General features: G+C 53.9%; 11 protein-coding genes. All 11 read left to right on the top strand.

Annotated features, from left to right (window positions below; all coding sequences use genetic code 11):
- The first annotated feature begins 49 nt into the window (after positions 1-49).
- The 11 genes from QLH52_RS18960 (at position 50) to QLH52_RS18910 (ending at position 15022) form a co-directional block, all read left to right on the top strand.
- The gene (locus tag QLH52_RS18960) at positions 50-595 is read left to right on the top strand and encodes a HugZ family pyridoxamine 5'-phosphate oxidase (RefSeq protein ID WP_319962586.1); all 546 of its coding nucleotides are present in this window, start codon (positions 50-52) and stop codon (positions 593-595) included.
- Positions 596-697: 102 nt separating this feature from the next.
- Positions 698-1597, top strand: coding sequence for a heme/hemin ABC transporter substrate-binding protein (locus QLH52_RS18955; RefSeq protein WP_319962585.1), 900 nt, complete (start codon positions 698-700; stop codon positions 1595-1597).
- Positions 1594-2688: a FecCD family ABC transporter permease gene (locus tag QLH52_RS18950; protein WP_319962584.1), complete on the top strand. Its 1095-nt coding sequence runs from the start codon at positions 1594-1596 to the stop codon at positions 2686-2688. The genes QLH52_RS18955 and QLH52_RS18950 overlap by 4 nt, the downstream gene beginning before the upstream one ends.
- A gap of 1 nt (position 2689) precedes the next feature.
- Positions 2690-3511, top strand: coding sequence for a heme ABC transporter ATP-binding protein (locus QLH52_RS18945; protein ID WP_319962583.1), 822 nt, complete (start codon positions 2690-2692; stop codon positions 3509-3511).
- 347 nt (positions 3512-3858) lie between these two features.
- The gene (locus QLH52_RS18940) at positions 3859-5097 is read left to right on the top strand and encodes a hypothetical protein (RefSeq protein WP_319962582.1); all 1239 of its coding nucleotides are present in this window, start codon (positions 3859-3861) and stop codon (positions 5095-5097) included.
- A 654-nt stretch (positions 5098-5751) separates the two neighbouring features.
- Complete coding sequence (locus tag QLH52_RS18935) at positions 5752-6996, top strand: HlyD family secretion protein (protein WP_319962581.1); 1245 nt, start codon at positions 5752-5754, stop codon at positions 6994-6996.
- Positions 6997-7004: 8 nt separating this feature from the next.
- Positions 7005-8153, top strand: coding sequence for a cupin domain-containing protein (locus tag QLH52_RS18930; protein ID WP_319962580.1), 1149 nt, complete (start codon positions 7005-7007; stop codon positions 8151-8153).
- 50 nt (positions 8154-8203) lie between these two features.
- Entirely contained in the window at positions 8204-8449 is a 246-nt protein-coding gene (locus tag QLH52_RS18925; RefSeq protein ID WP_319962579.1) for a hypothetical protein, read from the top strand.
- A gap of 430 nt (positions 8450-8879) precedes the next feature.
- Positions 8880-9173, top strand: a complete 294-nt coding sequence (locus tag QLH52_RS18920) for a hypothetical protein (RefSeq protein ID WP_033155337.1) — start codon at positions 8880-8882, stop codon at positions 9171-9173.
- Between the two features lie 970 nt (positions 9174-10143).
- Positions 10144-12927: a M16 family metallopeptidase gene (locus tag QLH52_RS18915; protein ID WP_319962578.1), complete on the top strand. Its 2784-nt coding sequence runs from the start codon at positions 10144-10146 to the stop codon at positions 12925-12927.
- Positions 12914-15022, top strand: coding sequence for a peptidase domain-containing ABC transporter (locus QLH52_RS18910; protein WP_319962577.1), 2109 nt, complete (start codon positions 12914-12916; stop codon positions 15020-15022). The genes QLH52_RS18915 and QLH52_RS18910 overlap by 14 nt, the downstream gene beginning before the upstream one ends.
- Positions 15023-15048: the final 26 nt, after the last annotated feature.

Genomic DNA, 15048 nt, shown 5'->3' with positions numbered 1-15048 from the left:
GGCCATAAGCCACTGATTTTTATTTATACCCTCAAAACAGGAAACCCGCATGAACGACAAGACCATCGATCTCGAACAAGTCAGAGCCGCTTATACCGCTCTGCCGCAAACATTTTCCTCCGCGCTAATGGCTACGGTCAGCGCCTCCGGCGAACCCGAAGCCAGTTACGCCGCCTATGTAAGGCACGACGGTCATTATTACGTGTATGTCAGCGAACTATCGGCGCACACCCAAAACCTGTTGCACAACGGCCGGGTTTGTCTGTTGTTCGTCGAGGACGAGGACAAAGCCGCGCATTTGTTCGCCCGGCAACGGGTTACCTATCGCTGCTCGGCCGGCGAAATCGACCGCGATACCGACGCTTTCGAATACATCATGGGCTTATTCGAGGAAAAATTCGGCGCGTTCATGAAACAGTTACAAAACATGCAGGACTTTCATCTGTTTTGCATCCGTCCGCAACGCGGCAGTTTCGTGCAAGGCTTTGCCAAGGCATTTTCGATTGAAGGCGACGATCTAGCGCAAATCCGCCACGTCAACGATGTCGGCCATAAACAGCGGAAAGCCGAAGCGGAAGCCGATGCCCCGGCTTAATTGCAAAACCAGGTAATGCACGGAGGCTAGGCATTCGGTAGGAAGCGCTTGGTCGCGACCCGTGCCGACTTTTGATTTGTAGAGAGCATCTAAAACCCCAACATGAAACAGACCACATCCCTAAGCCATAAACTTGCGCAAGCTGCATGTGCGGCCGTCCTCTGGCTATCGGCCGTCGTGCCGGCCGCCGCCGGGCCGGGCCGCATCGTCTCGGTCGGCGGCGCGCTGACCGAAATCGTTTACTCGCTGGGCGGCGCCGAGCGCCTGGTCGGCGTCGACAGCACCAGCCTGATGCCGGCCGCCGCCCAGGCGCTGCCGCAAGTCGGCTACATGCGCACACTGTCGGCCGAAGGCTTACTGTCGCTGCGTCCCGACCTGCTGCTGTCCAGCGCCCACGCCGGGCCGCCGGCGGTGCTGGAACAATTGCGCGCGGCCGGCGTGCGCATCGAAACACTACCCGAAGACTATTCCGCCGCCGGCATTGCCGCCAAAATCGGCACTATCGCCGCCTTGCTGGATAAGCCCGAGCAAGGCCGGGAACTGGCCGGCCAAGTGCAAGCCGACTTCGACCGGCTAGCGCAATGGCGTGCTCAACAGGACGAGCAACCCAAGGTGCTGTTTTTAATGGCAGTCGCCCACGGCGCGCCGCTGGCTTCAGGACACGGCACCGCCGCCGACGCGGTGTTAACGCTGGCCGGCGCCGCCAATGCCGCCGGAGAACTGCAAGGCAACAAACCCATCAGTACCGAGGCGATGGTCGCCGCCGCGCCGGACGTGATTTTGTTAACCGACGTCGCCACTAACGCCATCGGCGGTCTGGAGGCGTTCTACCGACAACCCGGCATCGCCCAAACCCCAGCCGGCCGGCAGCGTAAAGTCTTGGTGGTCGATACCCTGGCCTTGCTCGGCTTTGGCTTGCACAGCGGCCAGGCCTTGCTGGAACTGGCCAAACGGCTGCACGGCGAACCGGCAGTTGCCGCCGACGCGGGGGCCGGGCGATGACGGTCCATGCCGCGACCGCGACAGCCGGACCACGATTTCGGCTGAAACCGGCCTTGAGCCGCGCCGGCCTGTGCTGGCTGCTGGCACTGCTGCTGGCCGTCGCAACCTTGGCTGCGCTGGGCAGCGGCGCGGTCGCGATCTCGGCCGGTCAGGCCGCCGCCATCGTCGCCGACCGCTTCGGTATCGCCCTGCCCTGGCCGTTCGGCGGCGACCAGCAAGCGGTGTTGCTGGCGATTCGCGCGCCGCGCCTGGTGCTTGGCTTATTGGTCGGCGGGGCCTTGGCCGCGTCCGGCGCGGCGATGCAGGGTTTGTTCCGCAATCCGCTGGCCGATCCGGCCTTGATCGGCGTTTCCAGCGGCGCGGCGCTGGCCGCGGTGGCGGTCATCGTGCTGCGTGACAGCCTGTTCGGCGCCGTGGCCGGCGCATTCGGCGCCTATTTATTGCCGGTCGCGGCCATACTCGGCGGTTTTGGGGTCAGTTGGTTGGTGTACCGGCTGGCCGACAGCGGCGACCGGCTGGACGTGGCCTCGCTGCTGTTGTCCGGCATCGCCATCAATGCGCTGGCCGGCTCGGCCACCGGCTTGCTGGTCTATCTAGCCGACGACGATCAATTGCGCAGCTTAACCTTCTGGAGCCTGGGCAGCCTGAACGGCGCCGGCTGGGACGGCGTCGCCATCGGCGCGCCGTTTTTACTCGCCAATCTGCTGCTGTTGCCGTGGCTGGCCGATGCCTTGAACGCCTTGCTGCTCGGCGAAGCCGAAGCCGGCCACCTGGGATTTCCGGTCGAACGCATCAAAACCGGCGTGGTGGCACTGGTCGCGCTCGGCGTCGGCGCGGCGGTGGCCTTGTCCGGCGTGATCGGCTTCGTCGGCCTGGTGGTGCCGCATCTATTGCGGCTGGCGCTGGGGCCGGACCACCGCTGGCTATTGCTGGCGTCGGCGCTGCTCGGCGCCTTATTGCTGATCTGCGCCGATTACCTGGCCCGCAGTTTGGCGGCGCTGGCCGAAATCCCGATCGGCATCGTCACCGGCCTGCTCGGCAGTCCGTTTTTTCTGTGGCTGCTGTTCCGGCAAAAACTGATGGGCCATTAACATGCTGCAAACCATCGACCTGAGCCTGCGCGCCGGCGCGAAAATCTTGCTGGACGGCGTGACGCTGGAGCTGCGCCCCGGCGAAGTACTGGCCGTGGCCGGCCCGAACGGCGCCGGCAAATCCAGCCTGTTGCGGGCCATCAGCGGCGAGCTGGCGCCTTTCGCCGGCCAGGTGACGATGAACGGCCGGCCGCTGGCGGAATGGCCGCCACAACAGGCGGCCTTGCTGCGCGGCGTGTTGCCGCAAAGTTCCGGACTGGCGTTCCGTTTTACGGTGCGCGACGTGGCCCTGATGGGCCGCAGCCCGCAGCGCAAAACCCACAGTGCTGCGCAAAACCGGGCCATCGCCGAACACGCGCTGGCAATGACCGATACCGGCCATCTGGCCGAACGCATCTACACCACGCTGTCCGGCGGCGAACGCCAACGGGTGCAACTGGCGCGGGTGCTGGCGCAAATCTGGGAACCGCAAGACCCACTACACCGCTATCTGTTGCTGGACGAACCGACCTCGGCGCTGGACCTGGCCCACCAGCATGCGGTACTGGCCATCGCCCGCCGCTTTGCCGACGAACAACAGGCCGGGGTCCTGGCGGTGTTGCACGACCTGAATCTGGCCGCGTTGTACGCCGACCGCATCGCCCTGCTGTACCAAGGCCGGCTGGCCGCCATCGGCACCTCCGCAAAAACCCTGAGCAGCGAGCTGATCCGGCAAGTGTTCGCGTACCCGGTCAGCATCACCAGCCATCCGCAAATCCCGGACGCGCCGTTGGTGATTCCGCGGCGGCAAGTAGCGCCGGGGCATGACGGCGCAATGAGTTAGTCGGCCATGCGGCAGGCATTCGATTACCCCGGAATACCCGGTTTAGCGAGTTCGGAGGGATGCGTTAACAAAAGCCACCAGGGAGGGCGGCACCTTACACAGATTTTCCGGCATGGCGATGGTGTTGTTGGGAGAAAAATCGAATAAACTGGCTGCAGACACTAGCCCGGCTGCAATTGGTCGATCCAGTGATTCAATGACGCCGATTACTCTTTTACCGGTCATTAGTTTTGATTGCCGAATGGTATACAGACAGGAAAATTCCATGCTAACCAATCAGTTACTCCAAAAATGAGTATTAGCTTGGTGATATACGGAAACCGCTTAATAACTAGTTAGGCATTCCTATGGGCGAAGAGAACCTTTCCATGCTCCGCTACTACAAGCGGCATGTGATTCAACTGAAAAAGATGCTCAATGAGTTGAAGCCTGAAGTTACTGACCTTCGCCCTTTGGCTCAGATTCAGGACTATCTCATTAATCGCGTTGTCGACACCGAGGGCAAAATTTCAAAACAGCAAGTGTTGCGAAAGTCTCTGAAATCGGAACTCAGGAAGAAGGGATCGACCAAGGAACAGTCAGCGAAAATTAAAGAGCAAATTGCTTCTTGCGACGCAAAAGTCTCAGGGTACAAGTTTCTTCTCTACGTTTGGCGTTGCTTTGGAGATGGCATTGCAAACAAATACGTCAGCAAGTGGAACTTGAAGCGCTTGTTTTACGCGCATGATTCCGCCGAAATGAAGCAGGCTCCAGGTCATCTTGGCGGAAAAAAGGGGATTCGCTCTGAAATGCATCTGATGCATGAAGCTCTCTCTCACAATGTGCCTGCGCTATTGTGTGACCTGACAAATATCATCAGGCACGGGGATGTCTGTCTGCTCGGCGCATCAGATCCGTTCGTAATTGAAGTCAAATCGAGCACTAATCGAAATAAGCGTATCGAGCGACAAATGCTGGCGATCCGCACCATCCATGAATACCTTGAGAACGATGTGGGTAACGTTGGTGGCTTTCCAGACATGCAGAGGCAGGCGCTGCCGATTAAGGAAAGACACTATAACTCGGTAATAAATCATGTTGCTGTGGAGGCCGTCAATGGTCGGCCATCACGAATCTCTCCCGAAGAGGGTCTCTTTTACATCGGCGTGCCGACACAGGACGGCGCCGATTATGATGAACTCTTTGAAGGAATCGAAGAGCCGATTGTTTTTATGCTCAATCATGAAAAGACGGAACAGCTCTGGGGGAATTATTATCCTTTCACGCTCTCGCTTCTCGAGCCGGAAACGCTATATGCATTCCTTAATGGGGAAATATTTCTATTAGTTATTATTAGCCAATCTTCATTGCGTCTACGCGCGAATGCTGCAGATTTCGACCTCAATGTGGTTATGGCAAATAACGTCGGTTTTGAGTTGTTTAATCGCGACTCATCATTCAATAACGAGGTTCCGTACGTTGTTTCTGAGCATTTTTTGGGTAGGTTGGCGTTTGAATTTCTCTCACTAGAATGGTTCTTCGAGTTTGAAAGGCTCATGATCAATGACGTGGAAGAGCAGATAAAGCGAGACTGCAAGAATGCCTAACAAGGCAAATCAACTCGGACGCAACATATGAAGGTCGGCTTAATGCCTATTGCGGGAAATTTTACTTTTGCAAGTAAAGCCCTCGTAACGGGGTTTGATAACGTGATTCTTTCATTCAATAATCCAGTATGAGAATCAACGCTAACCAGCGGGTCAACTTGACAGGCAAAAGCTACGCGCCTATCGTTCCTACCGGGCTACACAAAAGATGAGTTGACAAACAACAGCGTTTTTTTTAAAGTCCACTCAGCCTTCGTGCAGAAGGCGTATCGCCAGCCATGTCTCCTGACTAGCCAGCCCTCACGGTGCTAATCAATTCATCCAGGGGACCTTATGACCAAATCATTTTTCGCTAGCCGCCATTTCGTTTCCGGCGTTATCACTACAGCCGCAAAGTCCATCCAACAGCTGATTTTTAGCTCGACGTTATTAACCCAGCCCTTAAACACCGTTAGCCTCAATGCCTTTGAGGGTACTGAGCCTGTCGAAGGGCCAACCAACTCAGGCTTCGGCCCGCTCAGCCCGAACCGGGCACCAAGGATAAATAGGACCGGGTTAATAGCCTAAGCGGCCCAACGAAACGCTTCGCTGTCAAACATCGAAATCCGATAGGCAGGACGCATGTTCTCGACGAATCTTTATCGCGCAGAAGCCATGGCAGCGCAGACCGGACGCTTGGAAGGCGACATCCTGCTGGCGAGATCCTGGTCGTCGTGGCTGGTATTCGCGATTGTGTTGACGCTGGTCGCCGCAACCGTTTTATTTATCAGCTTTGCGTCTTATACCAAACGAACCAACGCTGCCGGCATGTTGGTCCCGAATGGCGGTGCGATCATTATTGCCACGCCCGCGCCAGGGCTTATTTCGGCCGTTCATGTTGAAGAAGGTCAAACGGTTCATGCCGGAGACACCTTATTTACGTTAAGAGACGAACGCCATCTTGCTTCATTCACAAACCGGTCGGACGCCAGCGGCGCTCGATTCGCCGATCAGCTTGAAGCGGCACTACTCGCGGAAGAAGAAGCCAATCTCCGGGAAAAACGCCAATTAAGCACCCTGCAGGACAAAAATAATTTGGCACTATCCAGACAGTTGGCGGCAATACAAGTATCGATTGCCGACGCCAAACAACAGATAAATCAGCATCAGGAAAGATTGCTCTTGGCGGAGCAGCGCCTGAATAAGCATCGCGGTCTGGCGACATCCGGCTTTATTGCGAAAGACAAATTGGACGAGGAGCTGGACAACCTGACGCTATTACGTGCTCAAGCATCGGATTTAAAGCGGGATTACGACGAACTCGAGCGAAAAAAATTGGAGCTGGAGGACGAAAAACGCATCGCACCGGAAAAAACCCAAATCAGCATCGCCAATATCGACCAAGACTTAAGCATACTCCGCCAAAAAATCCAGGAAACCCATATTCAAAGCCAATTGGCTATCGTCGCCCCGATTGACGGCATGGTCACCGGTATTAGCGTGCACCCCGGCCAAATTTCGGATAAGGATACCTTGGCAACCTTGCTTGGCGATGGTGCGGAACTGACCGCGCAATTGTACGTGACCACGCGCGGCATCGGCTTTGTCGAATCCGGCCAGAAAGTACGCTTGCGTTACCAAGCCTACCCCTATCAAAAGTTCGGCCAGTATTCCGGAACAGTCGCAACCGTCTCGAAAAATCCGGTTTCATCGAAGACCTTACCGAATTTATTCGCCAATTCCCCACCGGACGATTATTACCGCGTCACCGTAAAACTCGATTCCCAATTTGCCTCGGTGTACGGCGAACCGAAACGGCTGGTATCCGGCATGATCGTGGAGGCGGACATCGAACAAGATACGCGGCGCTTAATCGAGTGGATGATAGAACCGCTTTACGGCTTAACCAAATATAACTAGGGAACGCTATGTCATTGCTTCATTTCGGCATCGATAGAACACAATTTTTCGATGCGCATTACCAAAGCCGGTGGTGGCTGAAGCGCCAGATGCTGTCCGAGAACAATTTAAACTGGAAGCATATCGATCAGGCGCTTTACGCCATGGAAAACGCCAATACGCAAATTAAGTTATTTAAAGACGGACCGGTCGAGCCAGGCCGCTATACCGAGCCCTATTGGGAACTGGGCGAACAACGCACACGTATCGTCAAAGACGTTTTGTACCGCTATTTAACGGACGGTGCGACCTTGGTACTAAACAAACTACAGCTCTACCTCCCGGAAATTAACGACTATTGCATGGACGTGGCGCAATTCGTCGGCGAAAAGACCAACGCCAATGCTTATGCGGCATTCGGCGGCGACGGTTCGTTTGGCAAACATTGGGATACCCACGATGTGTTCGCCTTGCAACTGATCGGACGCAAAAGATGGCGCCTCTATCAACCCACATTCGAATTACCTTTAAACCATCAAACCAGCCTAAACCATAAAGCGGAATGCCCGGCGGAACCGGTGCTGGATACGGTATTGGCGGCCGGGGATTTGCTGTATATCCCAAGAGGCTGGTGGCACGAGGCCCTGCCTATCGCCGACGACGAGACGTTTCATATCGCCATAGGCACCTTCCCGCCTAAATTATTGGATTATCTGCTTTGGCTATGCGGCAATCGACTGCCGGACCGGATTGAAAGCAGGAGTTCTATTAACGCTTATCTCAACACGACGGACCTTGTTGAAAGTTTTATCCCGCTATTACAAAGCACGCTAGCCGAACCGGAAAATCTCCATAATTTTTACATCGCTTTTACGGAACAACAAAGAGTTAAATCGCGATTTAATATTGGCAGTTTGTCTCCAACCGGCATATCGGATAACACCGCCCTTCTGGGCAATAAAATTCGAATAAACTCGTTCCTACCAATATCCAACGATCAGAAAACTTTATTAGCCAACGGCTTCAAGATAAATCTCGACACCGAAAGCGCCGATTTTCTTGCCGGCATCATTTCAGCCGATAACTTGCAAGCCAATAAAAATGCTAAGCAATTATCCGATAAGGAGAATCAACTGTTGAAACAATTATTGATACTCGACCTTATTGAGCGGTTTTAGATAATTCGATAAAAAATGATTTTATAATCTTTATTCAAGGAGATAAATATATGCGTGAATTAACTATTACGGAAATGGAGATTGTCAGCGGAGGGGTTGACTGGGATGAAGTTAGCGGTGGTTTAGCATTTGTAGGAACCGGCATCGCATTAGTTGCGGCCCTACCTGAAGTGGGCGCTGTAGTCGTTGCAACCGGGGCGGCGGCCGTAATCTTAGGTGGGTTTGCCATAGGAGACGGCTTGGTTGAAGGCGGTGCTTTGAGCAGCGGTGGAGGGGAAGATGGCGATGGAAGCTAAACATCATACTCTCCCCCATTTATCAACTTAACATGGCGACATTGCGATATGAACGAGACACAGACTTATTTATTGGTATTCGGCATTATCCTTGTGATGATTACAACCATTATAGGAAAATCAAGATTTATTAAACCCAGCTCAGAAACAATAAGAAAGAGAGTGCTTTGGATTAGTCTATCAATTATTTATATAAACGCCTTGACTCATTTTACCATTAAACTTTTATCGTAAATATATTACCTAACCCTATAAAATTCGCTATTCCAAAATACTAGGCATTGCTTATAAGGCTGAGCCTATTGATTATTTAAACTATCAGAACTGCGAACCATTATCGCAATCCACTTTGAATCAACAACAAAAGCATTGAGAATCGGTGGCCAGTAAAAACAAATATACCTATTAATTAAAAGATAAGGAGATAGAAATGCGTGAATTGACAATTACTGAAATGGTACTCGTCGGTGGCGGCTTATCGGAAGCAGATACTCTAGCAATTGCCGGCGCTTTAGGTGCCGGTGTGGGTATGGGCATGGCGCAATGGGCCGGGTTGACAACAGCACAGCAAATCGCCGCCGCCGGATATTTTGGCGTGGCCGCTTCCGCAGTAACCGCTGCCGGACTAGCGGGCTGGACTATTGGTGAATATCTGAACCAACACACGCCGATTCAAAGCGTATTGAGTAATTTGCTAGGTGGAGAGGATGGGGACGGTAGTTAATGTATTCGACAAAGGGATACCAAAAGAAAGGCTCTCTCGCCATATTGAGTCTTTCTTACCGGTGCAGTATTAAATTAATCTATCGGTACTACTCATGAGATATAACCCGTTTCTGATTATCATCGCGTCGGTTTTCGCCCTATTATCGACGCTTGCGGTATTAATATTCGTGTTTCCAAAGGCAACTACGGATATCGCCTCTCATCTCGATGGCGAGGAATCGATTGTGTTGTACATCGCTTTATGTTCAATATTTCTGGCAGGTTTTTTTTATTTTAAAAAAAACCAAAATCATATCGAAATACTATTCTCGGGAAGACAAACCGCCGAATTCGTGTATAGACGCGATATAACCACTTACTTAGTGACGGGATTTATTTGTGCCGGCGCGGCTTCAGAGTTAGTGACACAAGACAAAGCACTGCACGACAATATTGTTCTGATCTCGGGGATATTTTTATTACTGAGCATTATCTCTGTTATTTATCGGATATTTTGGCCATCAAATAAATCGTTTCGACGAAATATCAATTGAACATCTCGGAAAAAACCGTAGACCGGATTTGTAAAACTTAATTGGACGAAATTGAGGCCTCCATTCCTCGTAATCGCTTCTCCATTCGAAACGACCAGGAATATACGATTTATCGTTTTAGGGTTAATAAAATGATTTACCTAATTGTTAGCTTATATTTTTCTGTGATGGCACTCTGTATTTCTTTAGAGATGTTGGTTAAAAATACCTTGGGCAAGTCCGAAGACAAAATTAACAGAATGCAGCTTTTGCTTCATGCGCTTAATTCCACGACAATTCTCTTAGTTGCATGGTCTTATTTTAAAAATTGAGTTTTTTAGTTCCGTCCGATTATAGAAACAAAATCTGACGAATTTTTAATTATCATGCCCGCACACTTTCCAAAAATGATGAGCGCTTAATCCATTTATCCAACCCTAGAAAGGAATCTTACCCATGAACCCTACCCTCTCGACCTTAATAGCATGTTTAATACTAACTTTCGTCAACGTTATTACCGGGCACGCCACGGAAAATAATACAAACAGCGCCGCCGCCGAGAAATACGGCGCGATCGAACGGCGATTCGAGAACGGTTTCCGGGCCTTGTTGGTTCCCGATAGTAAGGCCGAGCAGACGGCAGTGACGCTGGTGTATTTCAGCGGTTCGCTCGCCGATCCCGTGGGAAAGTCGGGCCTCGCACATTTGCTGGAGCATTTGCTGTTTAACGCACCCACGACAGAGGGCAATCATGCGCTGGTCAGCGAGCTGGCGCGCCGCAACATTGCCTATAACGGCAATACCCATTTCGACCGCACTATCTACCACACGGCCTTTTCCAGCGACCAGCCCACGCTGAACTGGCTACTGCAACAAGAAGCTTTGCGCATGCATAAACTGACGATTACGGAAACGGATATTGCCAGGGAATTGCCCGTGGTATTGCGGGAAAAAGAGCTTGGCGATAGCAATCATCGGCAAAAATTAGCGCAACAAATACTGCCGGTTGTTACTCGCTTTGCCCCCTATGTACGCCCGCCGATAGGTAACGAAACCGAATTACGCGGTATCGCCATCGACGACGCCCAGGCTTTTTATCGGACCCACTATCGTCCCGACAATGCGCTGTTGATCGTTACCGGTCGATTTGACGCGGCCGCAACCTGGAAGCAATTGGACACCCACTTTGGTGAGATTAAATCGCCCAAAATCGGGCAGCCACCCGTATTCAAAGCGGCATCCGGGCGGGAGAGCGGCGACCCGCAAACGAGTTTTCGCGGCGACGGCGATGTTTCTTCCGTGTCGTTATTTTATCCGTTACCGGATTCGGTCGATGCCAAGCATGTAGCGGCGATGGGCCTACTGAGCGGGTTGCTGACCGGTTCACCCGCCAGTCGCTTACATGAATCGCTGGTTAGCGACGGACAGGCAGCCTCTGTCTCGGCCATGCCGTTGCTATTGCGCAATGCGGGTGCATTCGAAGTAACCGCGCTGCCGCTGACAGCCGATAGCGAAGCGTTGGAACAACTTCAACACACCTTAGCAGAACAAGTGCATTCGCTGGGCGATACCGCGTTCACGGAAAAAGAACTGGAACGCACCAAAAATTTGATACGCAACGAGGCTTTACACGTGCAATCTCAAGCCGCCGCTTTTGGCTACCGTTTGGCTGAATTTGCCTCCCTCGGCGACTGGCGGCTGTGGTTCGAGAGCATTGACGCGGCCCAAGAAATGACTTTGCCGGAGATTCAACAAACCGCCAAAACGCTTTTCCAGCAAGGTCTCCCGGTTGCCCAGTTGATGAGCAGTCGGCATGCGGCAAGTGTCACGGCGCGGAAAGAAGCCCTCGTACCGCAGGCGACAAGCGCCGAACCATCCCCCGCGTCCACGCCTGCGCACCTGCCGGAAACCGTGACCCCGGCGGCTAACGATGCGACGGCGGCTAACGATGCGACGGCGGCGGCTATAGATGCGCAAATCGAGCGCTTTAGCATTAACGAGTCGCTGGCGGTTGCGCTCTGGCCCAAGTCCATACCGACCGGCCGGGTGCAAGGACAGTGGAATCTGCGCATGGGCACGACGGACAGCATGCTTGGCAAACGTATGTTGGCGGACCTTACCGGCAGCCTGTTGGCGCACGGTTCGGCCAGTTTAGATCGGCAACAACTGTTTGATCGCTTGGTGGGTTTGGATGCCCACTTGTCGATGACGCCGATGGAGGACCGTTTGGCGATTCGTTTCGATCTGCCCGCGAAATCGTTGCCGGAATTTCTGGACGTTCTAATCGATGTTCTTCGTCATCCGGCACTGCCGGAGCAGGGATTCAAGGAAATCGGCAATCAGTTGCGCGTCGCCTACCAAGGCCTGGGCACAAAACCGCAAGTCGTCGCGGAACAAGCCGTGACCGCACTCACCAGCCCATACCCTGTCGGCGACATCCGCCGCGAGCCCGGCATGGCGGAAGCGCTCGCTGCGTTGGAACGTATCGAATTGAACGATGTAAAAGCCTTCCATACCGATTATTACGGCGCGAATGGAGAGTTGCTGCTGTCCGGGGAGTTTGATGCCAACGCGACGCGCCGGCAATTGGAAAGCCTGTTAGGTCCCTGGCGCAGCAAGCAGCCCTACCAGCGGCCGCCCCTGCCTTACACCACTTTGGCACCCGGCCGGCATGTCATGACCGTGGCCGATGGCGCGCACGGCATTTACACAGCACAGCTTAGACAGCCCTTGCAAGCGGACGAGACGGACGCCCTGGCTTTAATGCTGGCGAATGTCGCGCTGGGCGAGGATGCGCTGCAATCCCGCCTCGGTCGCCGCCTGCGTCAACAAGAGGGGATTTCCTACGGTGTGGCCAGCAAGATCAGCGCTTCCGCCTTTGAACCACGCGCCACCCTGACCATCAGCGCAAGTTATGCGCTGGCCCTGCGGCAACAACTCTCCAAAGCCGTGCACGAGGAACTGGCGCTGCTGGTTAAAGATGGCCTCAGCGCTGCGGAATTCGACAGTGCAAAACAGAACTGGCGCCATCGCAACGATCTGAGCAAACTAGATCATGACAAGCTGTTCGGCAAGCTGAATCTGCTATTACGCTTACGGCGCGACATGCGCTACTACGCCGACATCAATGCCCGCGTTGAAGCCTTGACGCTGGCCCAGGTGAATACGGCGATTGCCCGCCACATCAATCCCGATCAGTTGCTGGAAGTGTTTGTCGATACCAACAATGAAGCACCTTAAGCACTCGCACCATTCGTCGTACTTGCAAACCACCGCGGCCGAATGCGGCTTGGCCTGCGTAGGCTATGTCGCCGCCTGCCACGGTGCCGCACACAGCATGAGCGACTTACGCGCCAAGTATGCGGTGTCGCTACGCGGCTCCACGCTGATGGATTTGGTCGGTATCGGCGCGGCGCTCGGGTTCTCGTGCAGACCGCTACGCCTGGAATTGGTGGAACTCGACCAACTCAGTCTCCCTTGTATTTTGCATTGGCAAATGAGCCATTTTGTCGTGCTAAAAAAAGTGGGGCGCGGCCGGGTGCTGGTCCACGACCCGGCCAAGGGCGAAAGGGAGCTGGCTATAGCCGAAGTCAACACCCTGTTTACCGGCGTGGCCTTGGAACTGACGCCTGCGCCGGCGTTCGAGCGTATTACGCCGAGGTCGCGTATTCCTCTCGCTAAACTGGTCGGTAAAGTCGACGGCCTGATCCGGAGCTTGACGCAAATCGCGGTATTGGCCGTTGCCATGCAATTATTCGCCTTGCTGACACCAATCGTTGCCCAATGGATAGTAGACGGTGCGATTGTGTCCGGCGACCGGGATTTCCTGTTGGTGTTAGCCTTGGCCTATGCCTTGATTGCCGTGATTAAAATCGTGTTGGAAGCCGTTAGAAGCTGGCTGGCCATCGTGCTGGCGACACAATTCAATCTGCAATGGGCCGGCCGCATTATCGGCCATTTGTTAAGGCTGCCCGTGCATTGGTTCGAACTACGGCATACCGGCGACATCGTATCCCGGTTTCAATCGATGCAAGCCATTCAACAGACGCTGACCGGCAAATTAGTCGAAGTAGTCCTGGACGGCGGATTCGGTTTAATTGTCCTGGCGGTGATGTTGTTGTACAGCCCCACACTAAGCGCTTTCGCCGTCGCCGCCGTATTGGCCTATCTGCTGATCCGCGTTTTGCCCCATGGAATCTATCATCGCTTAACCGATGAAGCACTGGCGCACGAGGCCAAGGCGCAAAGCCATTTTCTGGAAAGCATTCGCGCCGTGCACACCACAAAGTTGGCGGGTTTGGAAGAGCAGCGCCGGGCACGCTGGCTGAATTTGTTCGTCGCCGGCGTGAATAAACGCATCGGCGCGCAAAAAATGTCGCTGGGATTTTCGCTGGGCTATAGCGCGGTGTTTGCCGCCGAAGCCATCGCCGTGCTGGCGGTCGGCGCGACCATGGTCATGGACAACGCTTTGACCGTCGGCATGCTGATGGCGTTTATTTCTTACAAAGACGACTTTACATCGCGGATGCAACGGCTGATCGACAACCTGATGTCGATGCTCATGGTCAGCCTGCATGTGGAGCGTTTGTCCGATATTGTCTTGGCGGAAAAAGAACAGACTGACGGCTGCGCCGCAGACAAAGTCATCAACCGAAAGGATTTCAGCCCCACCATCGAGTTTAAAAACCTGGGCTTTCGCTACGGCGCGAATATGCCCTGGATATTTCGCAATTTGCATCTGTCCATCCAACCCGGCGAACACATCGCCATCGTCGGCGCGTCCGGATGCGGAAAAAGCACCTTGGTCAAACTCTGCTTGGGCCTGCTGGAACCGACCGAGGGTGTCATCGAAATCGACGGCATGCCTTTAAGCCAATTCGGATTGGCCAATTGGCGCCGGCTGGTGGGCGCGGTATTGCAGGAAGACCAGTTATTCTCCGGGAGCCTTCAGGAAAATATTTCCGGCTTCGACTTACAAACCAATTTCGAGCTGCTGAAACAAAGCGCTCAACTCGCCGGCATCGACGATGAAATCGAGGCTCTGCCCATGCGTTATCTGTCCCAGGTTGGCGATATGGGCAGCAGTTTTTCCGGCGGGCAAAAGCAACGGCTCATCATTGCGCGGGCGCTCTACAAAGTGCCGTCGGTACTGGTCCTGGACGAAGCGACCAGCCACTTGGATGTCGAAACAGAGCGGAAGGTGAATTTGGCAATCAATTCGTTAAGCATCACCCGCTTAACTATCGCCCATCGGCCGGAAACCATAGGCATGGCGGACAGAGTCGTGTCTCTGGATGCCAGCATACACAGCGAAAGCAGAATGGGTAGTTTCTGAAGGTTATTCCGCCATCCCGCTATCTT

The sequence above is a fragment of the Methylomonas defluvii genome (assembly GCF_033949435.1).
Taxonomy (GTDB): Bacteria; Pseudomonadota; Gammaproteobacteria; order Methylococcales; family Methylomonadaceae; genus Methylomonas; species Methylomonas defluvii.
The sequence above is the reverse complement of the archived record's forward strand: the minus strand, read 5'-3'. Positions and strand labels throughout refer to the sequence as shown.

Excerpts from the sequence above, each read along its gene's own strand:
- QLH52_RS18960 (WP_319962586.1), top strand. The coding sequence starts at position 50 with ATGAACGACAAGACCATCGATCTCGAACAAGTCAGAGCCGCTTATACC.
- QLH52_RS18955 (WP_319962585.1), top strand. The coding sequence starts at position 698 with ATGAAACAGACCACATCCCTAAGCCATAAACTTGCGCAAGCTGCATGT.
- QLH52_RS18950 (WP_319962584.1), top strand. The coding sequence starts at position 1,594 with ATGACGGTCCATGCCGCGACCGCGACAGCCGGACCACGATTTCGGCTG.
- QLH52_RS18945 (WP_319962583.1), top strand. The coding sequence starts at position 2,690 with ATGCTGCAAACCATCGACCTGAGCCTGCGCGCCGGCGCGAAAATCTTG.
- QLH52_RS18940 (WP_319962582.1), top strand. The coding sequence starts at position 3,859 with ATGGGCGAAGAGAACCTTTCCATGCTCCGCTACTACAAGCGGCATGTG.
- QLH52_RS18935 (WP_319962581.1), top strand. The coding sequence starts at position 5,752 with ATGGCAGCGCAGACCGGACGCTTGGAAGGCGACATCCTGCTGGCGAGA.
- QLH52_RS18930 (WP_319962580.1), top strand. The coding sequence starts at position 7,005 with ATGTCATTGCTTCATTTCGGCATCGATAGAACACAATTTTTCGATGCG.
- QLH52_RS18925 (WP_319962579.1), top strand. The coding sequence starts at position 8,204 with ATGCGTGAATTAACTATTACGGAAATGGAGATTGTCAGCGGAGGGGTT.
- QLH52_RS18920 (WP_033155337.1), top strand. The coding sequence starts at position 8,880 with ATGCGTGAATTGACAATTACTGAAATGGTACTCGTCGGTGGCGGCTTA.
- QLH52_RS18915 (WP_319962578.1), top strand. The coding sequence starts at position 10,144 with ATGAACCCTACCCTCTCGACCTTAATAGCATGTTTAATACTAACTTTC.
- QLH52_RS18910 (WP_319962577.1), top strand. The coding sequence starts at position 12,914 with ATGAAGCACCTTAAGCACTCGCACCATTCGTCGTACTTGCAAACCACC.